The following is a 25,645-nucleotide window of genomic DNA, read 5'->3' as shown; positions in this document are numbered from 1 at the left end:
AAATCATCTTCGATGCACTAAAATGAATTCCTTTCCTTATGGCACAACGTTAACTGCAAAACTGTTTCGGTAACCTTTTTCTATGGCGCAACGCGCCCTACCCGGCGGCAAGGTCTCGAACTGGAGGCGTCCTGGGCTGTTAACAGCGCAATCGATGTATCCGGCAGCTACACTTACAGTGATGCACGTTTTCGTCAGGGGAATTTTGGCGGCGTCGATGTTTCAGGAAACATCATTCCGCTGGTGCCGCGCCATAAGGTTTCAGCGGGCGGTACCATTCGGCTTGCACCGACAACGCGTTTCGCTGCGACGATGAATTATGTTGGGGAACAGGTATTTGATAACGATCAGGCCAATACAGCCACGCGTCGCATGCCGGATTACGTTACCGTGGATCTCAAGTTTACTCACCAGCTAAGAAAGCTGTTGCTGAGCATGGCAGTAAACAATTTATTCGACGAAAAATATTTTTCATATGCGATTCGCAACGCACCAGGCACGAGCTTCAATGCGCTACCCGCTCGCGAGCGTAATGTCTGGTTCACCGTAAAATATCAGTTTGACTGAGATCATTGGTAGTGATGTTCCGCGCAAGCACCTTATCGCGCATGGAAGCAGATGACATAATACGGCTTTGCCAGAACTCCTGGTAGTGCATCTTCTCCCGATTCTGCTTGCGCATGCAAAACACCCAAATCCCCACCCGCGGTCAACTATGCCTGCGCTTGATAAGGTATGTCGCGCCCTATTGGGACGCTGTCATACTTGGGGTAATAAGCATGATTGCGATGGCGGCAAGTGTGCCTATGCTGGTCGCGTTGGTGCAACCGATGCTGGATGGCGCTATTGCTGGCAAGAACCTGGAATTGATGCAGCTCGTTCTGCTGGGGATCATCAGCCTGTTTGCGGTTCGGGCGGTGGCCGGCCATATCGGGGCCTATGCGGTGAACGGGCTAGGAAGCAAACTGGTGCTGGACTTGCAGGTGGAGATGTTCGCCAAGTTGTTGACCTTGCCTGCTCCCTATTGCGCCAGTCACGAGAGCGGTAGCCTCGTTTCCGGAATCGCATCCGACACCGAGCAGGTCGCCCGTACCTTTACCGATGTCATAACGGTGGCAGTCAAGGATGTGCTTGTGGTTCTGGGACTGCTGGGATGGATGCTTTATCTCGACTGGCGGCTTGCCTTGCTGGCGTTATTGATGGCCTCGGCGATGCTGCTGATCACGCGGCTCGTCACGGTGCGACTGCAAAAAATGGCAATGGAAGCCCAACAAACAATGGGAAGCCTCAACCAGGTGCTGGAGGATGCCATCGAGAACTACCAGGTGGTCAAGCTTCACGGCGGTGAGCAGTATGAAAACCAGCGCATGAGGGAAAAGGCGGAGGAAGCGCATCGCTTAGCTAAAAGACGAATGGCTATGGCCTCTCTCCGTGTACCGTTGATACAAATAGCCGCTGCGGGAGCGCTGGCGGTTATTGTTTATGTCACAGCTCAGCAAGCGTTTGCCGATGAGATTACTGCAGGCAGCTTTGTTTCTTTCATGGCGGCCATGCTGATGCTGATTTCTCCAGTGAAACGCATTGCCGGTCTGAAGGAGGTCGTGCGGCATGGACTAGGAGCGGTCGAGAGCGTATTTTCGCTGCTTGACCAGGAGCCTGAACTGGACATGGGAACAATTATCGTCGAGCGTGCGCGCGGCGAATTACGATTCGAACAGGTCCATTTCCACCACGATCAGGAAAAGAGCTTTGAAGGCGGCTCCAAAGCGAATCCCGGGCCAGGTGGCCAGCAGGGTATCGGCGCATGTTCGGCGCTGTTGGGTATCACTCTGACCATACAGCCAGGTGAAATGGTGGCATTAGTAGGTTTTTCAGGAAGCACCGCTGTGCTCGCGAGTCTGGTGCCGCGTTTCATTAATCCCGCATCAGGAAAAATTCTGCTTGATGGCCATGATTTAAGGAGCCTTAAATTGGCCAGTCTGCGCGCCAATATTGCGTTGGTATCATCGAAGACAACGCTCTTCAATGATACGATAGCGGCCAATATCGCTTATGGCGCACTGGGCCGGGCAACAGAAGCAACGATCACTGCTGCAGCACAAGCCGCGCACGCAACGGAGTTCATCCGGAAAATGCCCCAGGGATTGCAAACCCTCGTAGGGGAACACGGCGTAAACCTTACGGGGGGACAGCGGCTACGTGTTGCCATTGCGCGCGCACTGATTAAAAATTCGCCTATCCTGATCCTGGATGAGGCAACCGAAAAGATAGACATCGAATCTGCGCATCATGTGCAGGCAGCGTTGGATGCCGTCGTGCAAGAGCGTACCACGCTTGTTATCGCCGATCGTTTAGCCACCATGGAGAAAGCGGACCGCGTCGTCCTGCTGGGTAGAGGCGGAGCCGTCGAGATCGGCAGTCACCGGGAATTACTCGCAAGAGGTGGAGCTTACGCCAAGCTTGCTCGGGCTTTATATGCGCAAAAGGATGTGATGGCCAGAAACTCTGAGTCGTCCCTTGGGTAATGGCGCGGGAAGCAGGAGATCATTGTATGAATTCCTGGCTTGAGTATTCCGGAACCCATCTTTTCAAGTCCTGTTTGACTTCCTCATCGCTTAATGCCGGATTCTCGTTTATCCATGCCAGCAGTTCCGTCAGCCACTGTTTCTCGACCTGGCGGGCCTGGGCAATGCGCAATTTGGGATGGGGTGTCGGCAAAGTGTTCTCATCATCTGCCAACAACTCTTCGTAGAGTTTCTCCCCCGGGCGTAACCCGTTGTATACAATTTGTATATCACTCTCGCTCAGGCCGGAAAGACGGATCAAGTCTCTTGCGAGGTCGGCTATCTTCACGGGATCGCCCATATCCAGCACGAAAATTTCTCCGCCACCCTTTCCCCTCCCCATTAGTCCCGCTTGCAGAACCAGTTGCGTGGCTTCAGGTATAGACATGAAGTAGCGGGTAATTTCCGAGTGAGTGACAGTGATCGGCCCACCCTTTGCGATCTGTTCACGGAATTTTGGAATGACACTGCCCGCGCTACCCAGTACGTTTCCGAAACGTACCATGACAAAACCCGGCACATGATTCCTGTCGGTCAAGCCATCTTTTCCAGAGGCGTTACCAGCAATGGAGATGGATTGCTGCAGAGCCTGACATACCATTTCCGCCAAGCGCTTGCTCGCGCCCATGACATTCGTAGGATTCACCGCTTTATCAGTCGAGATCAATACGAATTTTTCCACGCCCTGCTTGATCGCAGCCTGTGCCAGCACATAAGTTCCAAAAACGTTATTCATGACAGCTTGCCAGGCATTTTCATGCTCCATCAACGGTACATGCTTATAGGCTGCGGCATGGAATACAACCTTCGGCTGGTACTGCAAGAACACTTGAGCCAGCCGCGCAGCGTCCTTGATATCGCCTATGGCGAATACCATGGGGATGTGCGGAAAATTGGCCTGGAATTCCTGCTCGACGCTATAAAGCGCGAATTCGTTCAACTCGAACAGCACCAGGCGGCCCGGTCTGAACTTCGCAATTTGACGGCACAACTCCGAACCGATTGAGCCGCCAGCACCCGTAACCAAAACAGTTTTTCCTGCCAGCAAGCCATGCAATCCGTCGTTATCCAATATCACCGAGTCCCGGCCCAGTAAATCTTCCGGCTCGACAGTGCGGATCTGCGACACAGTGATTTTACCGCTGATCAAATCGTCGTATGAAGGGACGATCAGCGCCTTTACGCCAGCGGTCGAACACATTTGCATCGCCCGGCGCCGATTGCGTAGAAGGCGGTCCGGTTGGCGCCTGTCGGGTTGGGCGCGGTATACTTTACGGCGATCGGACGACGAGGATGTCATGGCGATGATGGCATGATCCACGCGATACTTTTTTGCGACGGCCGGTAATTCGCTGATTCGCCCCATGACCCTGAAGCCGTGCAGCATCAAGCCCCGCTTAGCGGGATCATCGTCCAGAAATCCCACTACTTCCCATTGCACGCTCCGGGCAAGCTCTTTCACCAGTCCGACTGCGGCATCTCCCGCCCCAAGCACCAGGACGAGATTTTTTTCCAGTTTCTTTCGTCCATAAAGTCGATGCTCCTTCCATAACCGATAGGCGAGGCGGCTTCCTCCCATGATAACCAGAAGCAGAATAGGGGCCAGCAGCAACACGGTACGTGGTACGCCGGTGTGTACTTGCAACAGGTATAACGCCAGGGGAACTGCGGCTGCTGATGCCAATACAGCGAAGAGGATGCGCCGTAAATCGGGCAAGCTGGCGTAATGCCAGAGCCCGCGATACAGACCGAACCATAGAAACGCTGCCGCGTGTATCAAAACCGTAAATGGCAGGATTTCTTTCAATGCCGCCAGGTAAAAAGGAGGTATTTCGAAATTGAAACGGAACAAATAAGCGAACCACCAGGCAGCGATTACTGCGGCAAGATCGTGAATGAAGGCAATTCCCGCGCGTATATTAAGTTTATGTACAGGCATGCTATGAGCGACCCGGATGGCGTTTCCAATAGTTGTCGGATACCAGTACCATGATGAGATAAATTCCACCCCATGCGACGCCGACCCCGAGCTGAACGGCAGTTTGCTGTCTCATCGCCCATATTGCGCTGGCGCCCGCGGCTAACATGAGAACATAGCCGAGCAGGGCTGTATTGCGATGACCCAAACCGCTTTGCACCATGTGCTGATAATAATGCTCGCGATGCGCCTCCCAAATTTTTTCACCGCGCAGACCGCGTTTCGCGAGAGTAACAGAAGCATCGACAATAAATGGTGAAAATATAAGCAACGGCAACCATAATGGCCAGTTACCGTTTGTCCAGCCCATAATACCCAATATTGCGGCCAGGAATCCTAGCGGAATTGATCCTGCATCTCCCATGAAAATACGTGCGGGATGAAAATTAAACAACAAGAAAGCTGCCGCTGCCGCAGCGATGCAGAAATTGATCATGGCAAACGGCTCATTCCCGGCTAGCCATGCGGTCACGCCGTAGCAACTGAAACCAATCAGCGTCATTCCGCCTGCCAAGCCATCTGAGCCGTCCATGAAGTTATAAAGATTGAGCATCCAGGTAATTGCGACCGCGGCCATCGCCGTGACCATCCAGCCATGGGTATCGGATAGCATTGCTACGGAGAACCAGACTGCAACCGCTCCATGCATCAGAAACCTTGCCCAGGCCGGTAGGCCGGAGACATCATCGGCAAAGGAGATTGCTACCAGTAATATAACGCTTGCCCATATGGACAACGGCAGCATGCCGGGGAGAAGCGCCCATGAGACGAGGGCCCCGGACATCAAGCCCAGTCCGCCGGTTCGTGGAACAGCCTTGCTGTGAAGGGAGCGGGGATTCGGGTAGTCCAGCACTTTGAGAAGGCCGCCCTTGATCAAATAGGAAATCAGCGCGAACGCGATCATGAAAGCAACGAACGGTGCCGCAAAAGCTGAAAAAGACATGCCTATGTCCATGAATGGATTATAGCTGCTGAGAAGCGCGCGCGGAGATTCCCCCAATATGTGCGATGGTTCGCGCATATGAAGCACCAGTGAGGCAAACTCATAAAGCAATGGCGAAAGGCAATTTTCAGAAAAGAGCCTGGATTTATTTCTATCTATGAAATTTGTTTGAGCCTTGCTCCCAACCTTCTTCCGATCGGAAAATCTGGTATTGTTGCTCGCAAATTGCCTGCCTTTTCAGGTCGGTGCTTGCACTCATCGTTCAAATGATATCCTCGAACAAGAATATTTTCCTGTCTATCAAAAATCAACCACTAAAGTGGCGTACCGATGAGAAAGATATCGCTTAATGCGCAAATTCTGGCTGGTGTGCTGGCTGGTCTCCTGCTGGGCCTGGGGTTATCCCTGCTGGGAAAGGAATCTACAGCCGCACAGGCCGGGTTATATATCGCCGAGTTAGTCGGAACACTGTTTATCGACTTGTTGAAAATGGTAATGATTCCACTTGTGTTTACTTCCATCGCCGTGGGGGTTGCCAATTTACGCGCACACAGGCAGATGCACAAGGTATGGAAAGCAACGCTGGGCTTTTTCATATTTTCCATGGCGCTTGCGATCATGCTGGGCCTGACTGCCGCCAATCTTGTCCGTCCCGGTGCAGGGCTGGAGCTCGCGATGTTTCAGGATGCCATGCAGGGATTTCGAGCCGAGCAAATGGCGTTATCCGATTTTTTCGCTCACTTCCTCCATTCGCTGTTCCAAAACCCAATGACTGCCCTGGCGGAGGGTAACGTGATTGCGGTAGTGGTTTTCGCGCTTTTGCTCGGGATTGCCTTGGTGGTGGGCGGCGAACGCTATGCCAACATTCTCATTCTGTTACAGGAATTGCTGGAGCTGATGCTGATGCTGGTGGGCTGGATCATGCGCTTGGCGCCATTCGGTATCATGGCATTGCTGTTGAAGCTGGCGGCCACCCAAGACGCGGCTTTGCTCGCCACATTGGTCGAATTCATAGTCGTGGTGGTGACAACAACTTTATTGCACGGCATGGTAGTCCTGCCGTTGATTCTTTATCTGGTTACAGGCATGAGACCGCTCAAATTCTGGCGTGGGGCGCGGGAGGCCTTGATAACGGCCTTCGCCACCAGTTCCAGTTCCGCCACTCTGCCGGTCACTTTGCGCTGCGTCGAGCAGCATCTGCATGTCAAACGCGATATTGCCGGTTTTGTCGTGCCGCTGGGCGCTACGCTCAATATGGACGGTACCGCGTTGTACGAAGCAATGGCCGCCTTGTTTATCGCTAATCTTGCAGGCATCGAGCTCAACCTCATGCAACAGATGATCGTATTTGTGACGGCCATGCTGGCTGCAATGGGCGCGCCCGGCATACCCAGTGCCGGGATGGTGACCATGGTAGTGGTACTGCAATCGGTCGGTCTGCCCGCCGAAGGCATTGCCATCCTGCTACCTATCGATCGCCTCCTGGACACATTTCGCACGGCCGTCAATGTCGAAGGGGACATGGTGGGAAGCCTTGTGGTGCAGAAGTGGGTGGGGCACGAGTAGCATATCAACGAACATTAGCAGCCTGTCGGACTTAAACGAAATCGGCTGCAAAAGCGTCTGGCCGGTTCGTATTTCGCTGCTTTTTCGACCAATAAAATAACTATCGGCATTCAAAATCCCAAAATCCGCCCTCGCCCGGTCAATTTTTCGCTGCGATTCTTTAAGGCCCACAGGGAGCTGGCAGCAAACCCGGGAAATGTCCGGATGAGTGTTCGGGTTGCCCCCGGTGCGGCAGAGGAAATAACCGGAAATGCAGAAATACGGATGCTTAAGGTATTGTTTCAATCTGTTATCACGCTTCCTGCGCTTGGATTCGTGAGATCGCGATTAGCAAGTGCGACAATTTGCCACATTCCCATGTTTCGGCAAATAGATTACTCTCGACCTCAACACTGTAATGGGAGCGAAAGATGTACCGGATTCTTCGTATTGCATCCATTTTCCTGATGAGCGTTTCGGCAACTGCGCTCGCGGGTCAGCAGGATTCAGCTAATGGAGGACAAAGTCATTCAATGTCGCATGCTCCAAAGGCTACGCTGGCGGTGGGCGCAGCGCTGGATGAGAATGGACGGCTATGGATAGCGAGGGTCGAGAATCAGCGGCTGCTGGTTTCCTGGTCGGACGACGACGGAACTAATTTCTCCACGCCGGTTATCGTCACACCCGAGCCGGAAGCCATATCGGCTGATGGCGAGAGCCGACCCAAGATTGCAGTTGCGCGCGATGGCGCCGTGCTTCTGACCTGGGTGCAGTCCTTGCCCCAGAAATACGCCGGCAACGTCCGGTTTGCGCGCTCGACAGATTCAGGTAAGACCTTTTCCGCACCCATTACGCTGAATGACGATGGGCGCATCACCAGCCACCGGTTCGATTCGATGGCAATCGATGGCGACGGGCGGGTTGTGATTGCATGGCTGGATGCGAGGGATCGGGATGCGGCCAAGGAAAAAGGCGACAAATTTAGGGGCTCATCGATATATACAGTCAAATCGCTTGATAACGGCAAAAGTTTTGGCCCGAACCATCGATTTCACGAACATACATGCGAGTGTTGCCGAATAACGCTCGCCTGGACCAAGGATGGACCTGTCGCCCTCTGGCGGAATATTTTCGGTACCAACACGCGCGATTTCGCTATCGCAAATTTGGATGAGGGTGGAGTGAGACGTGCGACGCATGACAAATGGCAAGTTGATGCCTGTCCGCATAATGGCGGAAGCCTGGCGGCTGACAGATGGGGCAAGCTGCACCTCGCCTGGTTTACCAATGGCACGGCGCGCCAGGGGTTGTTCTACAAAAATATCGACGGGGATTGGGAATCCCAGCCCATGCCTATCGGTAATCCTGCGGCACAGGCAAACCATGCCTCGGTCGTTTTGAAGGATAAAATCGTTATCCTCTCGTGGCGAGAATTTGATGGGCAGTCCTACTCCGCCCAGTTGATGTATTCGGTCAATGGCGGCGTCTCCTGGAGCGAACCGACGCGTTTGATGTCTTCGGCTGGCGCAACCGATTATCCACTACCGTTGATTAACGGCGAAAAAGTGCTGGTGGTGTGGAATACCGCAAAAGAGGGGCTGCGAATTGTACCGATTGAACGGATCACTGCCGGACGCTCCAGCCTTTAATGGATTGGAATAAATTGTAGTACTGACGCAACATTTGAAGCATATGTTGGTAAAGATCCTGGTTGATCGTTATCAGTAAGAGCGATCACGTAATATAAGAATAAATATGAGATCTTTCTCGTTTTTCCTGATGGGTCTGCTTTGGATATCACCGGCCTCGGCAGCCGAAGATTCGGACCAATCAAAAAAATCTCCGCCGAAACACGATAATACGGGTCCCCGCACAGAGGGAATTGCCACCCAAATATCCCCTTCCGCTGTTGCCGTCAACGGGTTAATCGTGCAGTCAGGCAACCCAGCTTCATCGGCTGAAGATACGGATCAGGTGCCGTCCGGCGCCATTTCACTTCCTGGTGTCGACAAGAAAGTGGCGGGTGAGGTCTCCGGCAAGAACAAGCGCAAGGATGGAAATAAGGATAATCCCGCGCAAGGCGGCGAACCGGACACGGTACTCAAGGAAATGGTTGTTACCGGCGAGACCGAGCGTGATACCCATTATACTTCGCCGTCAACGCGCGTAACCCGGTCGCAGATCGAGTTGCAGAACGCGCAAACCACGGAGGAGGTCCTGAAATATCAACCGAGCCTGCAAATCCGGCAGCGTTATGTCGGTGATCCCAACGGTGTTCTCGGCATTCGCGGTGCGGATATGTTCTCAACCGCGCGCAATATGGTCTATGCCGATGGCTTGCCGCTGCACAATTTTCTGCAGGCTTCCTTTAACGGCGCGCCGCGCTGGTCGTTGGTAGGTCCAAATGAAATTGACTCCGTCGATATCGTTTACGGACCCTTCTCGGCGGAATATAGCGGCAACTCCATCGGTGGTGTGGTAAACATAAAAACGCGCATGCCGCGCAAGCAGGAATTTTATGTCGAGAGCAGCCTGTTTATTCAGCCCTACAAGATCTACGGGTCGGATCAGGGAACTTTCATAGGCGATCGGCAATACGTATCGTATGGCAACCGGATTCAGGACCGGTTTACAGTATTCCTGGCCTACAACCGTCTTGAAGCGCAGAGCCATCCACAGTCTTACTTCATCGACAATACGGGACTGTTTGATGTCCCAGGCGGAACTCCCGTCACGGGTGGCATACGGACACCCGATACTCGCGGTACGCCCAGCATCATCTATGGCGATACCGGACCGGAAAAGGTACAAACCCACTTGTTCAAGGGCAAGTTCGGTTACGACATCACTACGGATCTCCAAGCTATCTTCACAGTGGCGTATGAGGATCGTACACGCAGCCAGAATCGTCCCCGCAACTACGTAAGCGACACGACTGGACAGCCGTTTTGGGGAGGGGCAGTGCCGGCCTGCTGCAATACGGAAGGTAACGCTTCCCTGGATGGGACCCGGTTCGATGTCGCGCAACGTGGTTTTGGGGGCAGCCAGGACAAACGAGAGACGCTGAATCTAGGACTGCAGCTACGTGGCGCTCTCACTCCAAACTGGAATATCGACACGACCATCAGCCATTTCGATGTCCTGAAAGACACTCGCGCCTCAGCTTTTTTCAGTCCAAAGGATCCCGCAAATACTGGCGCGGGCCAGATTCAGGATTTCAAGAAATTCAGCTGGTTGAACTATGACCTCAAGCTAAGTACGCCAGCGCTGCTAGGCAACGAGAAACTATCATTTCTGAGCGGATATCATTTTGATCAATACAATTTAAGCTTTCGGCAGTATGATCTGACGGACTACGCCACGCTCACTCGCGGCCCCTTGCAGGCCAACCGGAACAATGATGGTCAGACATCGACTCATGCGGTCTTTGCCCAATCCGCATATCGTTTCCTGCCTGACTGGGATGTAACAGCAGGAGCGCGCCAAGAGTGGTGGTCGGCGTCCAACGGTGTTGTCGGAAGTACTTCAGTACCGGATCGCGCGGAATCCGCGTTATCACCCAAAGTTTCGCTGGGCTATGAGCCTGGACCGTTGAAACTCCGTTACTCCTTTGGCCGGGCCCACCGATTCCCCGTTATTGCCGAGCTTTATCAATCAATCGGTACGCCAACCCAGATTGTGACGGCCAACGCCGCGCTCAGACCCGAGAACGGGGTACACCATAACTTCATGGTTGAATACGCGCTACCCAAGGGTTACGTCCGCGTGAACGTGTTTCGCGATGATATCAAGGACGCCATTCAACAGGTTCTGGCAGCCTCGGGCATTCAAACGCAGAGTTCGTTTCAGAATATCGATCAGACGAGCACTACCGGGGTTGAGCTTATCTTTGACCAGCGGCGGATACTGGGTTCAAAATTTGATTTCATGTTTAATGGCACCTGGATGAATGCAAAAGTAGACAAAGGTCCCACCATTATTTTTACGGACCCGACCGGCACGCCAGGTAATTTTAATCTTACGGGTAAACAACGCATCCGTTTACCTCACTGGCGAGCCAATTTCTTCACCACTTACCATGCCACAGACGCTTGGGACATTGCATTCTCCGGTCGTTATACCAGCGATTCGTTTAACGATCTGGATAACCGCGACCATGTAAATGACGTGTTTGGCGCGCAGAGCGATTTCTTTTTCATGGACTTCAAAACCAGCTATCGGCACAAGTTCCAGAGCGGCCTTAAAAGCCGATTCTCGTTCGGTATTACCAACCTGAACAATGACAAGGCCTTTGTTTTTCACCCCTATCCGCAACGCACCTTCCTGGTGGAAGCTGCGTTCAGCTATTAACGCTATTTTTACGTAACGAGTTATTGCATGATCAGGATGACGCGGACCATGTGAACAAATTGGCTACTCCATCGAGACCCACATGGTTGATGGCATAAGTAGCCTTCTCCTGTACGATGGGCTTCGCATGATAAGCGATGCTGACCCCGGCCTCTTCCATCATTTTGAGATCATTGGCGCCATCGCCGATGGCGATTACTTGCTCGCGCCTCAAGCCCAGCTTTTCGCGCACACTTTTTAGTACTTCGGCTTTTCCCGAGGCTCCTATGATTTCTCCCATTACCTTGCCGGTGAGCTTTCCATCCGCAATTTCGAGTTTGTTGGCTGCGGCATAATCGAGATTCAGTTTTGTTTTTATTCTATCCGTAAAAAACGTGAATCCGCCAGAAATGACCATGGTCCTGAGACCCGCAAATTTCATCCGTTGCAGCATTATTTCCGCACCGGGGCTTAATCGCACACGCTCATCGTAAACTTGCTGCAATGCATCCTGGTGCAACCCTTGCAGCAAGGCGGTGCGCTGCCTCAAGCTTTCCGCAAAGACGATTTCGCCACGCATGGTTCTCTGTGTAATTTCCGACACTTGAGGTTTCATCCCGTGCATGTCGGCTATTTCATCAATGGACTCGATCGCAAGCAGCGTAGAATCCATATCCATCGCAACCAGCCCAAAATCGGAAAGCTGCGCCGTTTGTTCGACGAACGCAAAGTCCAGTTCGGCATCAGCGCAGTATTCAGCAACAAGCTCGCGGCGTGTTGCGTTTTCCAGCCGAAACGCCTGGCCTGTGATTCGTTCGATAAGGTTAGCGCCGGCAAGTTTCGCCAACTCTCTCAAATCACTGTTTGCTATTTCAAGCCCTTGTATTATCAGATTCATATACCGTTCCATTTATTGTTAAAGATGCTTCCAGTCCCTTTAAGCGCTGGAAGATAGCCTGGTCAGCCCAAGCGTGCTACTGCTTCAAGAGAGAACACAGATGGAGTAGCCGCTCCTGTACGCCTTTCTGTAAACCTGTAGGGCGGTACGAGGCAGGTTCCCCGCAGTTTTATGCTGCGGAAAAGGCCAATGTAGCGGGACTAATATTTTCTGGCAACCCAGCATTTTGCCAGCAATCGCTAGTAACTTCTACATCGAATTGCCGGAGCCTATTTATTCGGTGGTTGGAGATTTAGCCGATACCCTAAAATCCATGCCTGGCTGAAGGTACAATCTACCCATGTCGCCTTGTATTTTTATGATCTCGAAAAGAGCTTTCACAGGTCCTGAAGATCAAGCAAATGGGGATGTACTCATACTTGCTATATCTGCTGCCCTGTTCGATGAGTGGCATAGCAAGTCTGCGCGCCGCCGAGTTTTGCCTGGCTAGCACTAGACCATACAGTGAAAATGGTGATGCGTACCACATAAACCGGAACTGAGCGATAATATCTGTTTCAACCAATATCAGGATCGATCCGGAGTAACCGAGTCATGGGACTATTGAAGCGATCAGTGGAGCACTACAGTTTTTCAAAGCTTCAGCCAGGACAAATGCCGGACTGGATAATTTTCGTGCTTATTGGCGTGATCACGACGGGATGCAGCATTCTTCCAAAAGCCTCTCCCTCTGAAGCCGAGATTGCCCGCAGCCTCTGGTCTCCATGTGTTGGGGAACAGCATGAAATCGAGCGCCTGCAAAAACTGCTTGTGGAAAAAGAGGTGCAGCAACAGGAAATCGAACGCTTGCAGAAGTTGGTGGCGGAAAAGGAGGCCCAAATCCGCAGCCAGGAAGCCCGGCAGCAGGACCAGGCAAAGACATTGCAGGAAACCAGCAGCAAGGCTGCTCACGCCCAGGTGAAACTCAGGCGTCTGGCTACACGTCCCGCCGCCGCCTCCACTATTGCGGAAGTTGAAATGGTCATGGAAAACCTTAAGTCATCCCCAATCACGGGTTCCGCGCAGGTACTGCAAGCTCAGGCAGCGCGCCTTCTGGATGCGGCCGCTACATCGTACGCAGAGGACAACTATGCCGCCGCCATGGATTATGCCGCGCAGGCTCGTGAGTTTATCAACATGCTAACAAACACCCAAGGTCGCAAGAGCTCGGAGTCGCATCAAATAACAGTCTCGTTGCAGGTTCCTCTCCCGCTTCGTGCCGCTGCCAATAGCAATCTGCGCCAGAAGCCCGGTTTAAGTGCCGCAGTGCTGGGCGTATTGAAGAAGGAATCCCTTATGGTAGCGGATGCCTATCAGGGCGAATGGCTGTTGATCTCGGCCGACGGGCGGTCGGGATGGGTACTCAATACGCTGGTGGAAGCCTACTTGGGCAAGCAGTAGGTGCGGTGGACAAACCAGGATTAATGATCGCTATATGCCTGTTGCGACCCGCCCGCTTTGCTTGATAGAGTGCTTGATCTGCGCGGGCGAACACCGCGGTTGGCGTCATGTCGTCGGGTTGACACTGTGCGATACCGATACTCACCGTTACTGCAATCGTCGAGCCGTTGTTGCCATATTGCGCATTTTCTACTTGTGAACGGATGCGTTCCGCAGTTTTCGCGGCCAGGTCTGCGGAAGTATCAACCAGAATAATAATAAGTTCATCACCCCCGTAGCGTGCTGCATAGTCGATACTACGGACAGACTGAAGAAGTATCCGGGCGACGCTTCGCAGAATTTCATCGCCGGTGATATGGCCGTGGGTATCGTTTAATGTCTTGAAGTGATCAATGTCCAGCATTAATAATGCAAACTGCCGTTGGGTGCGTTTAAAGCGCGCTAGCTCATCGGCCAGAATGGCATCGAGCTTACTGCGATTGTACAGGCCGGTAAGGCTGTCGGTGATGGAAAGCGTCTCCAGCACCTGATTCTGTTGCTGCATGGCTTCATTAGCGGCCATAATCTCGGCGTGGCTTTGGCGCAACCGGTCCGCCATCTGATCGAATACCACTGTAAGGCGACCGAGTTCGTCATTTCGTTTTGCAGAAAGCCGTACCTCCAGGTCGCCCCCGGCAATGCGGTCCGCTGCACGGATCAGCCGTTGCAACGGCACGACAATTGAACGGCCCATCTGGAAGGCCACGGCTGCCACTACCAGAACCAGTGCGCCTACCAGCCCCAGAAACATATTTCGAAGTTCTATCCATTTGCCATAGACTGCAGCGCGATCGAGTTCTGCCACAATGGTGACCCTCGGCTCCGCGGATACCTCAGCCAACCCGATCACGTTGCGATGTGTGAGGCCTTGAAAGGCCATGGAGTTGCCCGGTTGCGCGAGCAAGTGCCGCAGCACCGAAGGATCCAGCTGCTGCAATTTATCTGTGTCGTTCTGGCTGCTGGCGAGAGCTCTGCCGTCTGAATCAAGCAGGATCACTTCGCCCGATGGAGATTTTATCGCACTTTTCAGGCGGGGCTGCAAGCCGTGAAGATCAAGCACGGCCACTAACGCGCCCATCAATAGATTGTCGTAGGACAATACCGGAACCGCAACGCTAAGTGTGGCGGTAGCATATCCCGTATTCCAGCGGGGCGGTGCAATCACCAGGCCTTCTGTGAGGGAACTTTGGGGCCAATCCTTGGGGAGTGTGACTCTGGCCGGCGCTTGCGTGCTGCTCGCCACGACTTTACCCGTCGCATCCACGACAGTCAGTTCCAGTATTGTGTCGAGTTTTCCCTGTACCGATCGCAGATAGTGTGCGAGGGCTTGCGGATTTCCACCAGGTAAGCTCTCTTCGGGGCGGCTAATTGCCGATAAACCGTCTATGACGACATTGGACGTGGATGTTACGTGTACTTCATGGACACGCTTATCAATCCAGAGCTTTATTTCGCGGCTGGCATAATTTGTCATGGCGCGAAGTTCACGGGTTACGTTATCGCTTATCTGCGCCTCATTTTGTCGAAAGGACAACAACCCCAGCCCTAACGACGGGATGAGTGTGGCCATCATGGCAAACACAACAAGTTTGCTTTTAATACTCCTTAGCCACGCCATCAGGATAGTTTTCCGGCATAAACGATTATTAACGGACAAGTTATGTCCGAATGAAGGGCGATTATCCTGAAAAGCTGCAATTGGGCATCTATTTATTTTTGTAAAAAAAGGGAAACGCCGTAATCATCAACAATACTTGGCTAATGGTACTTAGTTGAAGGAATACCAAAACGCATAGTCGACTCCGCGTCAAATCGCAACTGGATTTTCAGCCATTCAACTCAGTGATCAAGCTTTTTATCCGCGTTACCCGTTCTTTCACTTCGGGGATGCGTGCTTTTATTTTCAAGCGATCAGGACCGGAAAGCTCATAATCGCGGCTGCGCTGAAGGAGCGCGACGATTTTTGCGGCATCAACCGGCGGGTTGGGGATGAATTGCACCTGGATGGAGTCGGCACTTGCTTCAATGCGCGTAATTCCCAATGGCGTAGCTGCAACACGCAGGCGATGACAATCCAGCAGTGCTCTGACGGGGTCCGGCAAGAGGCCGAAGCGGTCCGACAATTCTATTTGAATATCATCCAGTCCATCATCGCTTGTACAGTTCGCCATGCGCTTATACAGTACCAGGCGTTCATGTACATCATTACAGTAGCCATCAGGCAGCAACGCGGGAACATGTAAGTTTATTTCGGCTGCAACGCCCAGGGGATGCTGCATATCGGGTTCTTTGCCCTCCTTTAATGATCGAACCGCAGCATCAAGCATAGTGGCATAGAGAGTGAAGCCGATTTCCTGCATCTCGCCGCTTTGCGATTCCCCCAGTACTTCGCCAGCGCCACGAATTTCCAGATCGTGCATGGCGAGATAAAAACCCGCGCCCAGCTCTTCCATGGCTTGGATGGCTTCCAGACGTTTTCTGGCTTGTGTTCCAAGCGCCTCTTCCTCCGGCACCAATAAGTAAGCGTACGCCTGATGATGGGAGCGGCCTACGCGTCCGCGCAACTGATGTAATTGCGCCAGACCGAATTTGTCCGCGCGATTGATGACGATGGTATTGGCGGTGGGAACATCGATACCGGTTTCGATGATGGTTGTGCAAAGCAACAGATTAAAGCGCTGTTGATAAAAATCCTTCATCACATGTTCCAGTTCGCGTTCGCGCATTTGCCCATGGGCAATATTTATGCGCGCTTCCGGCAACAACCGTGCAAGCTTGTCATGCATGGGTTGAATGGTGCTCACTTCGTTGTGCAGAAAGTATATCTGCCCGCCGCGTTTTAATTCGCGCAAGCATGCTTCGCGAATAATGCCCTCGGAAAAACGATTGACAAAAGTTTTGATGGCGAGCCGCCTTTGCGGGGCGGTAGCGATTACGGAAAAGTCACGCAGACCTTCCAGCGACATGGCAAGCGTGCGGGGAATGGGTGTGGCGGTGAGCGTCAGCACGTCCACTTCAGAACGCAGACTTTTCAGTTGCTCCTTGTGACGCACACCGAAGCGATGCTCCTCGTCGATGATGACCAGGCCCAGGTTACTGAATTTCACTCCTTTCTGGACCAGTTTATGCGTACCGATGACAATGTCGATTTGCCCGGTAGCCAACCCTGCCAACGCCTGGGTTTGTTCCTTCGGCGAACGGAAACGCGACAGCTCCGCAATTTTGATTGGCCATTCGTTCGCAATCAGGCTGAAGCGATCGGAAAAGTTCTGGAAATGCTGCTCAGCCAGGAGCGTGGTGGGTACCAGTACAGCCACCTGTTTACCATCCGCAACAGCGACAAAGGCTGCTCGCAACGCCACTTCGGTCTTGCCGAAACCAACATCTCCGCAGATCAGGCGGTCCATGGGCTTGGCCGAAGCCAGATCCTCGATTACCGCATCGATCGCGGCGGCCTGATCGGGCGTTTCCTCGAACCCGAAACCTTCAACAAATGCTTCATAATCATGCTGCCTGAGCCTGAACGCATGGCCCACACGAGCGGTACGCTGAGCATAAAGATTCAGCAGTTCCGCAGCGGTATCGCGTACCTGTTGCATCGCTTTACGCTTGGCTTTGTCCCATTGGCCGCTGCCGAGTTTATGCAGCGGCGCAGCTTCAGGCGTCGCCCCGCTGTATCGTCCAATAAGGTGCAGTTGCGAAACCGGTACATATAACTTATCTCCACCGGCGTATTCAAGCGATAGAAATTCTGTTGCGCCTTCTCCCATATCCATGCTTACCAGTCCGAGGTAACGGCCAATGCCGTGCTGCTCATGCACAACCGGGTCACCGGATTTGATCTCGGACAAATCGCGCAGCATCGCATCGGCCACTGCGGAAGTTTTGCGCGAATCACGTTCGCGACGGCCGTGCAAATGTCTTGCATACAGCTCGTTTTCGGTAATGAAGGCTGTTCCTTCGCCACGGAATATAAAACCGTTGTGCAAGGGCCCCACACCAAGCATGAAAGGTTTGTCGCCTGACCGAAATTGCGCATAGCTATCGCAGATATCGGTATCGAGCCCATACTGTTTCAGATGATCTGCAATCAGTTCTCGCCTGCCGAGACTTTCTGCCAATAGCAATGTTCGCCCGGCGGGAAAGGTGAACTCAGAGGCGAATTCTGCGATAAATATATCAAGCTTCTCAGCTGGATTGTCAGCGCGGCGATCAATCTGAAGAGGTGGTAGCGAGCGGGTCCAACTTTGAGTCTCGGCTTTCGAGGTTTGAGCATCGGATGGGATTTCGATGCGCGCGTAGGGCTTCAGCGCGCCGAAGAAAGCCTCCGTCGTGACAAATAATTCTCCCGGTTGCAGCAATGGGTGATCATTGTCGCCTCGCAAAAGCTGATAGCGTGATTGGGTGTCGCGCCAGAAGTTTTCCACTGCCGGGTGGAGTTCATGGTGCAGGCATAGCAGCGTCGTTTGCGGCAAGTAATCGAAGATTGTCGCGGTATCCTCAAAAAAAAGCGGCAGGTAATATTCGATGCCCGCAGGCGCAGCGCCCTTGCTTATGTCTCTGTAGACGCGGCTTTTCGATGGATCACCTTCGAAATTTTCGCGAAAACGACCTCGAAAACGACTGCGGGCTTCTTCGTCGAGAGGGAATTCACGCGCCGGCAGTAATCGTATCTCCGTGACGGGATAGACGCTTCTCTGCGTATCCACATCAAACGTACGGATGGTTTCAATTTCGTTATCCAGCAAATCGATCCGGTAGGGCAGCGGGCTACCCATTGGAAACAGATCTACCAGCCCGCCGCGCACACTGTATTCACCCGGCGAGAGCACCTGGGTTACATGGCTGTAACCCGCCAAAGTCATTTGGCCGCGTAGCGTGTTCAGATTAAGCGTTTCACCCCGCTTGAGAAAAAAAGTATGCGCTGCCAGATACTCTCGCGGTGGCATTCGGTATAACGCGGTCGTGACAGGAACGATCAGCACATCGCAGGCGCCGCTCATGAGCTGGTAAAGCGTGGCAAGCCGGTCGGAAACGAGATCTTGATGAGGTGAAAAGGTATCGTAGGGCAAAGTCTCCCAGTCCGGCAACAGCCGTGTTCTCAACTCGGGGGCAAAAAAAGGGATTTCCTCCAGCAGCCTTTGCGCGGCGAGCGCGCTTGCCGTGATGATGGCGATAGGTTTTGCTTCCTGCGCCAGTTTTGCCAGAGCCAGGGCATCACCGGAACCGTCGAAATGACCATAGCGGATCATCGAACCGGACTGGGGAATAGTCAACTTGAATGGCATCTGTACTGTTTTCAATAGCCGCGGCCAATAAACACCGCGCTCCACATAAAAAAGAGAGACATTATATGACAGTTATAACGCCGTATATCCAGCAGACGGATGGCTGGCTGCGAAAGTATGTTTCTTTCATCCCCCTCCGGCAGAAATACGGTGCGATAAAAAACGGCGTATCAGGTTCATCGCTCTTGAGAAAGCGTAACTTGAGCATCAGGCACAGGCTGAAACCAATGCTCCAGGATGAATTGCAAGGTGGAACTGCCGTTGAACTCATTTATCTGTAGCCGGTAAATCGCCTCTATGACATCTGGAAGAGGACTTGCGTGGGAAAATAATATGCCGTCATAAAGAATATTCGGCTTCATTCGCTCGCCATCCCTGATCTTTATTTCCTGTCTCCTCAGTTTTAATTTTAGATGTCTTTGCCCAACCACACGCTGATCCTCCACACAAAAGCGGCTACTGAATGTGGGCGGCGCAAAACCCTGACCCCATATCTGTTCCGTAAGATGCCGTGCCAGTTCCAGATTCATTTCGGATTCGTCCAGATCACCGTCGGTTTCAATAATGCGCTTGAGATCAGCCGGCGCGAGCAGCGCCTGCGCAGTTTGCTCGAACGCATCGCGAAATTTTTCGAAATCACCGGTAAGTATGGTCAGCCCAGCCGCGGCTGAATGGCCGCCGAATTTCAGCAAAAGGCCCGGATAGCGTTTTGAAACGAGATCCAGTGCATCCCTTAGATGAAATCCCGTAATGGATCTCCCCGAACCCTTCAATTCGCCATTGCTGCCTGGTGCGAATGCGATGACTGGGCGATGGAACTTATCCTTGATGCGCGAGGCAAGTATGCCTATCACGCCTTGATGCCAGCTTGGATCGAACAGGCTCAGGCTATGGGTATGCAGCGCCTTTATAGTTGGGTGTTGTGATTGGGGAGCCGGTACCGGAAGGAGAGCATTCTCCAGCATCGTTAACGCACTATCCTGCATATCCGCCTCGATTTCCTGGCGTTTGCGGTTAAGCGTATCGAGTTGCAGGGCAATTTGCGAAGCGCGGGATGCATCGTCTGTAATGAGACACTCAATGCCTAGCGACATGTCGTCGAGCCGTCCCGCTGCGTTCAATCTCGGCCCCAACATGAAACCCAGTTCGTAGGCGGATACGCGCTGAAAATCCCGTCGCGCAACTTGCAGGAGAGCGTTGATGCCTGCGCAGCCGCGCCCCTTGCGGATACGCTGCAAACCCTGGTGTACTAAAATCCGGTTGTTGTCATCGAGTTTTACGACATCGGCTACGGTGCCCAGCGCGACCAGGTCCAGCAGGATGGCAAGATTAGGTTCCTTTTGAGGAGCGCGAAAAACTCCATTTGCGCGCAACTCTGCCCGTAACGCCAGCATCAGATAAAACATTACGCCGACGCCGGCGAGATGTTTACTGGGAAAATCGCAGCCGGGCTGATTTGGATTCACGATCACTGCGGCATCCGGCAATTCATCCCCGGGCAAGTGATGATCGGTAACAAGCACTTGCATACCGAAACGGTTGGCTTCAGCTACGCCTTCTACGCTGGCTATCCCATTATCCACCGTGATCAGTATGTCGGGACGGCTTGTCCCGCCGGTTGCCGTTGCGCCTACGGCGCCGGCTGCAAGACGCACGATCTCCGGTGTTAGGCCATAACCGTATTCGAAGCGGTTGGGGACAAGATAATCGACTACCGCGCCGAATTGCCTCAGAGCGCGGATGCCAACGGCGCAAGCGGTGGCGCCGTCCGAATCATAATCGGCTACGATCAGGAGACGTTTTCGAGCCAGGATTGCCTCGGCAAGAAATCGCGCCATTAGTGAAATATTCTTCAGGCGACTGAATGGGATTAGCCGGGACCAATCCACCTCGAGTTGCGCTGGCTCTTCGACACCACGCGCAGCATAGACGCGAGCCAGTACGGGATGGAAGCCATGCCGGAGCAGTGCATCGAAAGCATGCGACGGATAGGCCCGCTGAATGGTGTTGGACATGCGTAGGAAATCTTGGAACAGCCGCTACCGGAGCACGCTGCGGTCAGAGCTCATCGACCTGCTCAGCAATAGTCCCACCGAGTAATCAGGTTGAAGTGCAGTTGCCAGGAAGTGGAAGTGCATCCATGCAGCATTTGCCGGCCAGGGTTTAAAAATGGTAGTGCGCGCCAAAACCAAGATAGTCGACCCTTTGTCTGAAAAACTGCCCGGTGGGAGAATTTCCGTGAAAATATTCTACCAGGAACAGGAGTTTCCGACCAAATGCCTGGAAGTGATCCAATTGCACGCCCGCCCTCGCGGATACATCGGCGTTCCAGTCATTCTGTTCATGGTTTTTGATGTCAACCGCTACAATCGGTCGCATTGATACAAGCTCGATTCGCCGGGGACTTCTGAACTCGACACCATATTGTATTGACCAAGGTTTGATTGTCGAGGGTTCCTTGTGAAAAATGCCTCCTCCTCCGCCGTAGACTCGTAGTCCATACGGGAGCTCATACGACAGCCTGAGATCGGCTCCTTCATAGCTAAGGTTGATCCGCTCGAAATTGGTTAACCTGCGCAGCAAAAACTCGTCGCCAAGATGCGAGCTCTGGTGATAGACGCGGCCGAAAGCCGAAAAGTTGCCCGCTCGCATACTTCCGTAGGCCGAAGCTATAAAATCGGTATTGATGAGATCCGCAGAGGGCGCACCGAGATTGAAGTCGCTGAAGACGGCAGCCTGGAGGCCGGCTTCCCATTGCACCGTGGAGTTTCCAAAATTAGAGCGGTAGAACGGAATCGTTTCCCCGAAGCTGACAGCGCCATTGTTATTTCCATCAATGTTGTTTCCAACATAATTACGGTATGCGGCGGAGAAATGAGCCCAACGGGGATCAGCCAGCAATGGCTTGAACAGATGACCTTCAGGCAGCATTCCGGTTGCGAGAACCGCTGGACCCGCTGCGGGCACTCCTTCACTTGCAACTGCCTCTTCCGGTCCCGATTCCTGCGAGGTGGCGGCGCGTTGCTGAATAGGCTTGAATGCATCGCGCTGCGCGGAACCACCGGCAATACTTTCAGACACCGTCACCGCAGTGACTCCCGGAATCTGTGACAGTGCCTGCACAATCGAGATACGGTTGTCCGGTGTCAGTTTATTCGCCGGAACTGTAATGATGCCTTCCCGCACGATCAACGTCGGTATTTCGACCTTGAAACCATGCTTGAGAATCCCAGCGGCATAACCGGCAATATAAGCGTCCTCGGTTACCGCAGCGTTGACCACTGATGTAAATAACAACAACGTTGCGGCGATGATAGAAAGATGTGGCACGGTATTCCCTTTTTTAGAGTCTTGATCGAGGATGAGGTAGTCTGTAGTTTCTGCTTATTTTTTGTCGGCTTGCAACTCATGGATTATGATTTCCAGCAGCCGCGCGTCTGAATTTTTGAACGTTATTGAGGAGCAAAAATCTGGTCGGTACGGTGACGCACATAAAGCATCTGGGTGGCGTTCCGATTATCGCCGATGTCGCCACTTGGCGTATGATGTTAATAAAGTCAATTCCGTACGCCGATCAGGCAGGAGCCGGCAATGCAATGGCTTTTCCTTTCTATCGCAATTATCAGTGAAGTTATTGCGACTTCCGCTTTGAAGTCGAGTAACGGATTCACGCAATTGTGGCCGTCCCTTGTAGTGGTAGCCAGCTACGCCGCTGCCTTCTTTTTCCTGTCTCTTACCCTACGCACAATCCCCGTTGGAGTCGCCTACGCTATCTGGTCTGGCGCCGGTATCGTGCTTGTCACGCTTATTGCCTGGCTCGCTTTCGGGCAAACGCTTGATGGTTTCGCTATGCTCGGACTGGCGCTTATCGTCGCTGGCGTAATTGTCCTGAATGTGTTTTCCAGGTCAGTTTCCCATTAACCTACTATTCAACCTGAAGCGGGAGAATGTCATGAGGATACTTGAAGTAGCAGCTGGAAAATCCACCAAAAAATTATCGCGTGTCCAGCGAGGGGGAGAGCAGCACTGGGTTGGCGACGGTTTCCCCGTACGAACACTTTTCGCTTATTCGAACCTGGGGCCGATGATCAGCCCTTTTCTGCTTCTCGATCATGCTGGTCCGATGGAATTTCCGCCAACAGAAAAACGCCTTGGTGTCGGCGAACATCCGCATCGCGGATTCGAGACGGTAACTATCGTATATAGCGGCGAGGTGGAGCATCGCGACAGCTCAGGCAGCGGTGGCACTATTGGTCCGGGTGATGTGCAATGGATGACGGCGGCGTCCGGCCTGGTTCATGAAGAATTTCACGGTGGTGATTTTGCCCGGCGAGGCGGTACGCTGGAAATGGCGCAGTTGTGGGTCAATCTGCCCGCAAAAGACAAAACGTCCTCACCGCGCTATCAAAGCATATCGAATAGGGAGATCCCCGCGCTGGATCTCCCCGGCGGTTATGGAACGCTGCGCATCATCGCTGGCGAGTTTGGCGGTATAAGGGGGCCGGCGCAAACGTTTACGCCGGTTCATGTGTGGGATCTTCGTTTGGCGAGTGAGCAGTCATTCTGCCTCCCGACACCCGAAGGGTACACCACGTTGCTGGTGGTGCTCAAAGGGTCGGTGAACGTGATTGGTTCTGAAACGATCCGGGCGGGGGAGGTTGGTCTGTTTGATCGGGCTGGCGACCAGATTTGCATTGATAGCGCACAAAACGCAACAGCGCTGCTGCTTTGCGGTGAACCGATCGACGAACCAATTGTGGGAAGCGGCCCTTTTGTTATGAACAAGCCAGAGGAAATCAGACAGGCGATTACCGATTACCAAAGCGGCAGGATGGGACGTTTGTCATAGTTCCCACATTTGCCGCAACTGTCCATGACGAGCAGGTAGGTTCGCCAGGTCAGGATTTCCCTTCCTGAGTGACTCCGTATCACTATCATAGTCGTCCAATCTTCGTTTTTGGCGACAGGTCGCGGTGACGTCATCAAATAGCCGGTACGTCTTGCTATCATGGCGCGTATTGATGTGGTTCCGATCACCCATGCTGGATGGGCTGCGGTTTTGTTACCGGGCCTCCTGAAGAGCGAGTGGTCAATTACCACGCACTTCTTCAGCGTAGTTATTCGATTCCACCCTGCACGTCCGTCAGAACATATCTTCCTGCCCGAGATTCACCGGTAATTTTTTCCTTCCTGCCCTCACCGGCTTCGTCCGTGCTTCCTGCTCGCCGATAGGATGGAGCGCCAATTTGTCCTTGAACTCGGGACGTAATGATCCATTTGCGCCCTGAAGGTGTACCAAGGTCCAATTGACCCTACTGCCGAGGTTGTTACGATGCGCACATGACTTGAAAGGCTTTTTTCTTGGGCTTGAACTGCTGATCGCACTGCCCGGACCGCGCTGATCTTCAAGTTTTTACCTCAGTTATCAGAGAGCATCTGTAAATCGGAGTACGCGTAAAGTGAGCATAAAAATTTTCTTGCGAGCAGGGGTATTTTTAATACTTTTATTTTCTGCAAACGCCCATGCTTTTCCCATATTTCAGCTCGACCTTGCGCCTTCTTTGGATGGGGATGCCTATGACGCGCAATACGGCGATCTCACCAGGATCAGCACGGGGGTTGATGATGTTCGGATACCTGCAAATCCTCTCTTGTGGAACCAGCACACTGCCGCGAATGCTGCGCCGTCGGCTAATTATCCGGGCGGAATCGATATACTTTATGGCTTCCACTCGGTTTTTGGAAGCGATTTACCGGGTCTTGATATGGCGAGTTTTCTCATCCTGGACCATCCGTTGGCTGATCTCATCGACGTGACTCACATTGTCGGATCAAGTGAAGACAAAAATGCCGCAGATGAATTTTTTGCCATGTTGGGCATTTCACTAGAGGATCCGCTAACAGTCGAAAAAAATTCACAGGCATTTATTCGGAAAACCTCACCGGCTGTGGCGCCTGCAATAGTTCGGCAAAGTTCGCGAGACGGTTGCCTGCAACCACAGCAGGAGCAGTCGCACAAGCGAGGAGGAAGTCTTTGCCCCGAAGAGATTGGGTCGGGCGGCAGTAGCGGTTCTGGCAGGAGTGGCAGGGGCCGAGACTTAATGCCCGGGGGTAGCGGAAGCGCTGGCTTGTATCCCCATAAGAGCATTGTGGATAGTGGCGACTTCGGTGGCGGTGGCGCCGGCCTTGGTGGAAGCGGAGGCGGTGGTGGTACTGGTCAAAGCCACGCAGGAGGCACTGGTGCCGGTACAGGTTCTGACAGTACTAACCCTGGTACTGGTATTGGAGGTAACGGGGATGCCGATAGCTGGTTCGATTTTGATAACTCGGATGGCGGGGGTGTGGGTGGTGGTTTCGGCATTAGCGGCACCGGTGGAAACGGAAATCAGGGCGAGGGCGGAATCATCCCCAATGAAATTAGCGCTGTTCCTGAACCGTCGACATTAGCGCTCTTTGCGCTTGGCCTGATTGGTCTCCTTATCGCGCGTAAAAGTGGCCGAAAGCATCAGGATAGGTATCAGAAGTCTTCTCGAAAATTGGAGTTGTCGGTAGATACCAATGTTTATTGGCCAATGCTTGCTCGTTAAGTTTCCTTTTTAAAGGATGCAGAACGGGAGTGCG

The 25,645-nt window shown here is 53.0% G+C and carries 15 protein-coding genes and 1 pseudogene; 9 read left to right on the top strand and 7 right to left on the bottom strand.

Translation table 11 applies throughout. The features are described from left to right. Window positions 1-90: 90 nt before the first annotated feature. Window positions 91-567: pseudogene (locus BLS94_RS01795) on the top strand (TonB-dependent receptor domain-containing protein); the annotation flags it as partial. A 113-nt stretch (window positions 568-680) separates the two neighbouring features. Next, complete coding sequence (locus BLS94_RS01790) at window positions 681-2,525, top strand: ABC transporter transmembrane domain-containing protein (RefSeq protein ID WP_090957503.1); 1,845 nt, start codon at window positions 681-683, stop codon at window positions 2,523-2,525. Between the two features lie 19 nt (window positions 2,526-2,544). On the opposite strand, the gene BLS94_RS01785 is transcribed toward BLS94_RS01790, so the two are convergent. Both BLS94_RS01785 and BLS94_RS01780 read right to left on the bottom strand, forming a co-directional pair. Beyond that, a complete protein-coding gene (locus BLS94_RS01785) occupies window positions 2,545-4,503 on the bottom strand; it encodes a polysaccharide biosynthesis protein (protein WP_090957502.1) in 1,959 nt (652 codons plus the stop codon). Window position 4,504: 1 nt separating this feature from the next. Next, the gene (locus BLS94_RS01780) at window positions 4,505-5,563 is read right to left on the bottom strand and encodes an MraY family glycosyltransferase (RefSeq protein WP_256325236.1); all 1,059 of its coding nucleotides are present in this window, start codon (window positions 5,561-5,563) and stop codon (window positions 4,505-4,507) included. 252 nt (window positions 5,564-5,815) lie between these two features. Between BLS94_RS01780 and BLS94_RS01775 the strand changes: the two genes are divergently transcribed. From BLS94_RS01775 to BLS94_RS01765, 3 genes are all read left to right on the top strand, one after another. Beyond that, window positions 5,816-7,051, top strand: a complete 1,236-nt coding sequence (locus BLS94_RS01775) for a dicarboxylate/amino acid:cation symporter (RefSeq protein ID WP_090957501.1) — start codon at window positions 5,816-5,818, stop codon at window positions 7,049-7,051. Window positions 7,052-7,461: 410 nt separating this feature from the next. After that, complete coding sequence (locus BLS94_RS01770; protein ID WP_090957500.1) at window positions 7,462-8,679, top strand: sialidase family protein; 1,218 nt, start codon at window positions 7,462-7,464, stop codon at window positions 8,677-8,679. 106 nt (window positions 8,680-8,785) lie between these two features. Further along, window positions 8,786-11,380 (top strand): TonB-dependent receptor, encoded by a 2,595-nt coding sequence (locus tag BLS94_RS01765; protein ID WP_090957499.1) that lies wholly within the window; start codon window positions 8,786-8,788, stop codon window positions 11,378-11,380. 31 nt (window positions 11,381-11,411) lie between these two features. Here the strand turns inward: BLS94_RS01765 and serB are convergent, their stop codons facing one another. After that, a complete protein-coding gene (gene serB, locus BLS94_RS01760; RefSeq protein ID WP_090957498.1) occupies window positions 11,412-12,257 on the bottom strand; it encodes a phosphoserine phosphatase SerB in 846 nt (281 codons plus the stop codon). Between the two features lie 594 nt (window positions 12,258-12,851). Between serB and BLS94_RS01755 the strand changes: the two genes are divergently transcribed. Continuing rightward, window positions 12,852-13,697 carry an SH3 domain-containing protein gene (locus BLS94_RS01755; RefSeq protein WP_256325235.1) on the top strand — a complete coding sequence of 282 codons (846 nt, stop codon included), beginning with the start codon at window positions 12,852-12,854 and terminating at the stop codon, window positions 13,695-13,697. Here BLS94_RS01755 and BLS94_RS01750 read toward each other — a convergent pair. The 4 genes from BLS94_RS01750 to BLS94_RS01735 form a co-directional block, all read right to left on the bottom strand. Continuing rightward, on the bottom strand, window positions 13,660-15,354 hold the full coding sequence (locus tag BLS94_RS01750) for a sensor domain-containing diguanylate cyclase (RefSeq protein ID WP_256325234.1): 1,695 nt from the start codon (window positions 15,352-15,354) through the stop codon (window positions 13,660-13,662). The genes BLS94_RS01755 and BLS94_RS01750 overlap by 38 nt on opposite strands. 208 nt (window positions 15,355-15,562) lie before the next feature. After that, the gene (mfd, locus tag BLS94_RS01745) at window positions 15,563-19,024 is read right to left on the bottom strand and encodes a transcription-repair coupling factor (RefSeq protein ID WP_090957496.1); all 3,462 of its coding nucleotides are present in this window, start codon (window positions 19,022-19,024) and stop codon (window positions 15,563-15,565) included. Between the two features lie 176 nt (window positions 19,025-19,200). Beyond that, complete coding sequence (recJ, locus tag BLS94_RS01740) at window positions 19,201-21,039, bottom strand: single-stranded-DNA-specific exonuclease RecJ (RefSeq protein WP_090957495.1); 1,839 nt, start codon at window positions 21,037-21,039, stop codon at window positions 19,201-19,203. A 148-nt stretch (window positions 21,040-21,187) separates the two neighbouring features. Next, a complete protein-coding gene (locus BLS94_RS01735; protein ID WP_090957494.1) occupies window positions 21,188-22,354 on the bottom strand; it encodes a DUF1207 domain-containing protein in 1,167 nt (388 codons plus the stop codon). Between the two features lie 261 nt (window positions 22,355-22,615). On the opposite strand from BLS94_RS01735, the gene BLS94_RS01730 reads away from it, so the two are divergent. From BLS94_RS01730 to BLS94_RS01720, 3 genes are all read left to right on the top strand, one after another. Further along, window positions 22,616-22,945, top strand: coding sequence for a DMT family transporter (locus BLS94_RS01730; RefSeq protein WP_090957493.1), 330 nt, complete (start codon window positions 22,616-22,618; stop codon window positions 22,943-22,945). Window positions 22,946-22,976: 31 nt separating this feature from the next. Further along, window positions 22,977-23,873 (top strand): pirin family protein, encoded by an 897-nt coding sequence (locus BLS94_RS01725; protein WP_090957492.1) that lies wholly within the window; start codon window positions 22,977-22,979, stop codon window positions 23,871-23,873. Window positions 23,874-24,483: 610 nt separating this feature from the next. After that, a complete protein-coding gene (locus tag BLS94_RS01720) occupies window positions 24,484-25,611 on the top strand; it encodes a PEP-CTERM sorting domain-containing protein (RefSeq protein WP_090957491.1) in 1,128 nt (375 codons plus the stop codon). The last annotated feature ends 34 nt before the right edge of the window (window positions 25,612-25,645 follow it).

The sequence above is a fragment of the Nitrosospira sp. Nsp18 genome (assembly GCF_900103145.1).
Taxonomy (GTDB): domain Bacteria; phylum Pseudomonadota; class Gammaproteobacteria; order Burkholderiales; family Nitrosomonadaceae; genus Nitrosospira.
Note: the sequence above shows the minus strand (reverse complement) of the source record. Positions and strands in the feature narration are given on the sequence as shown.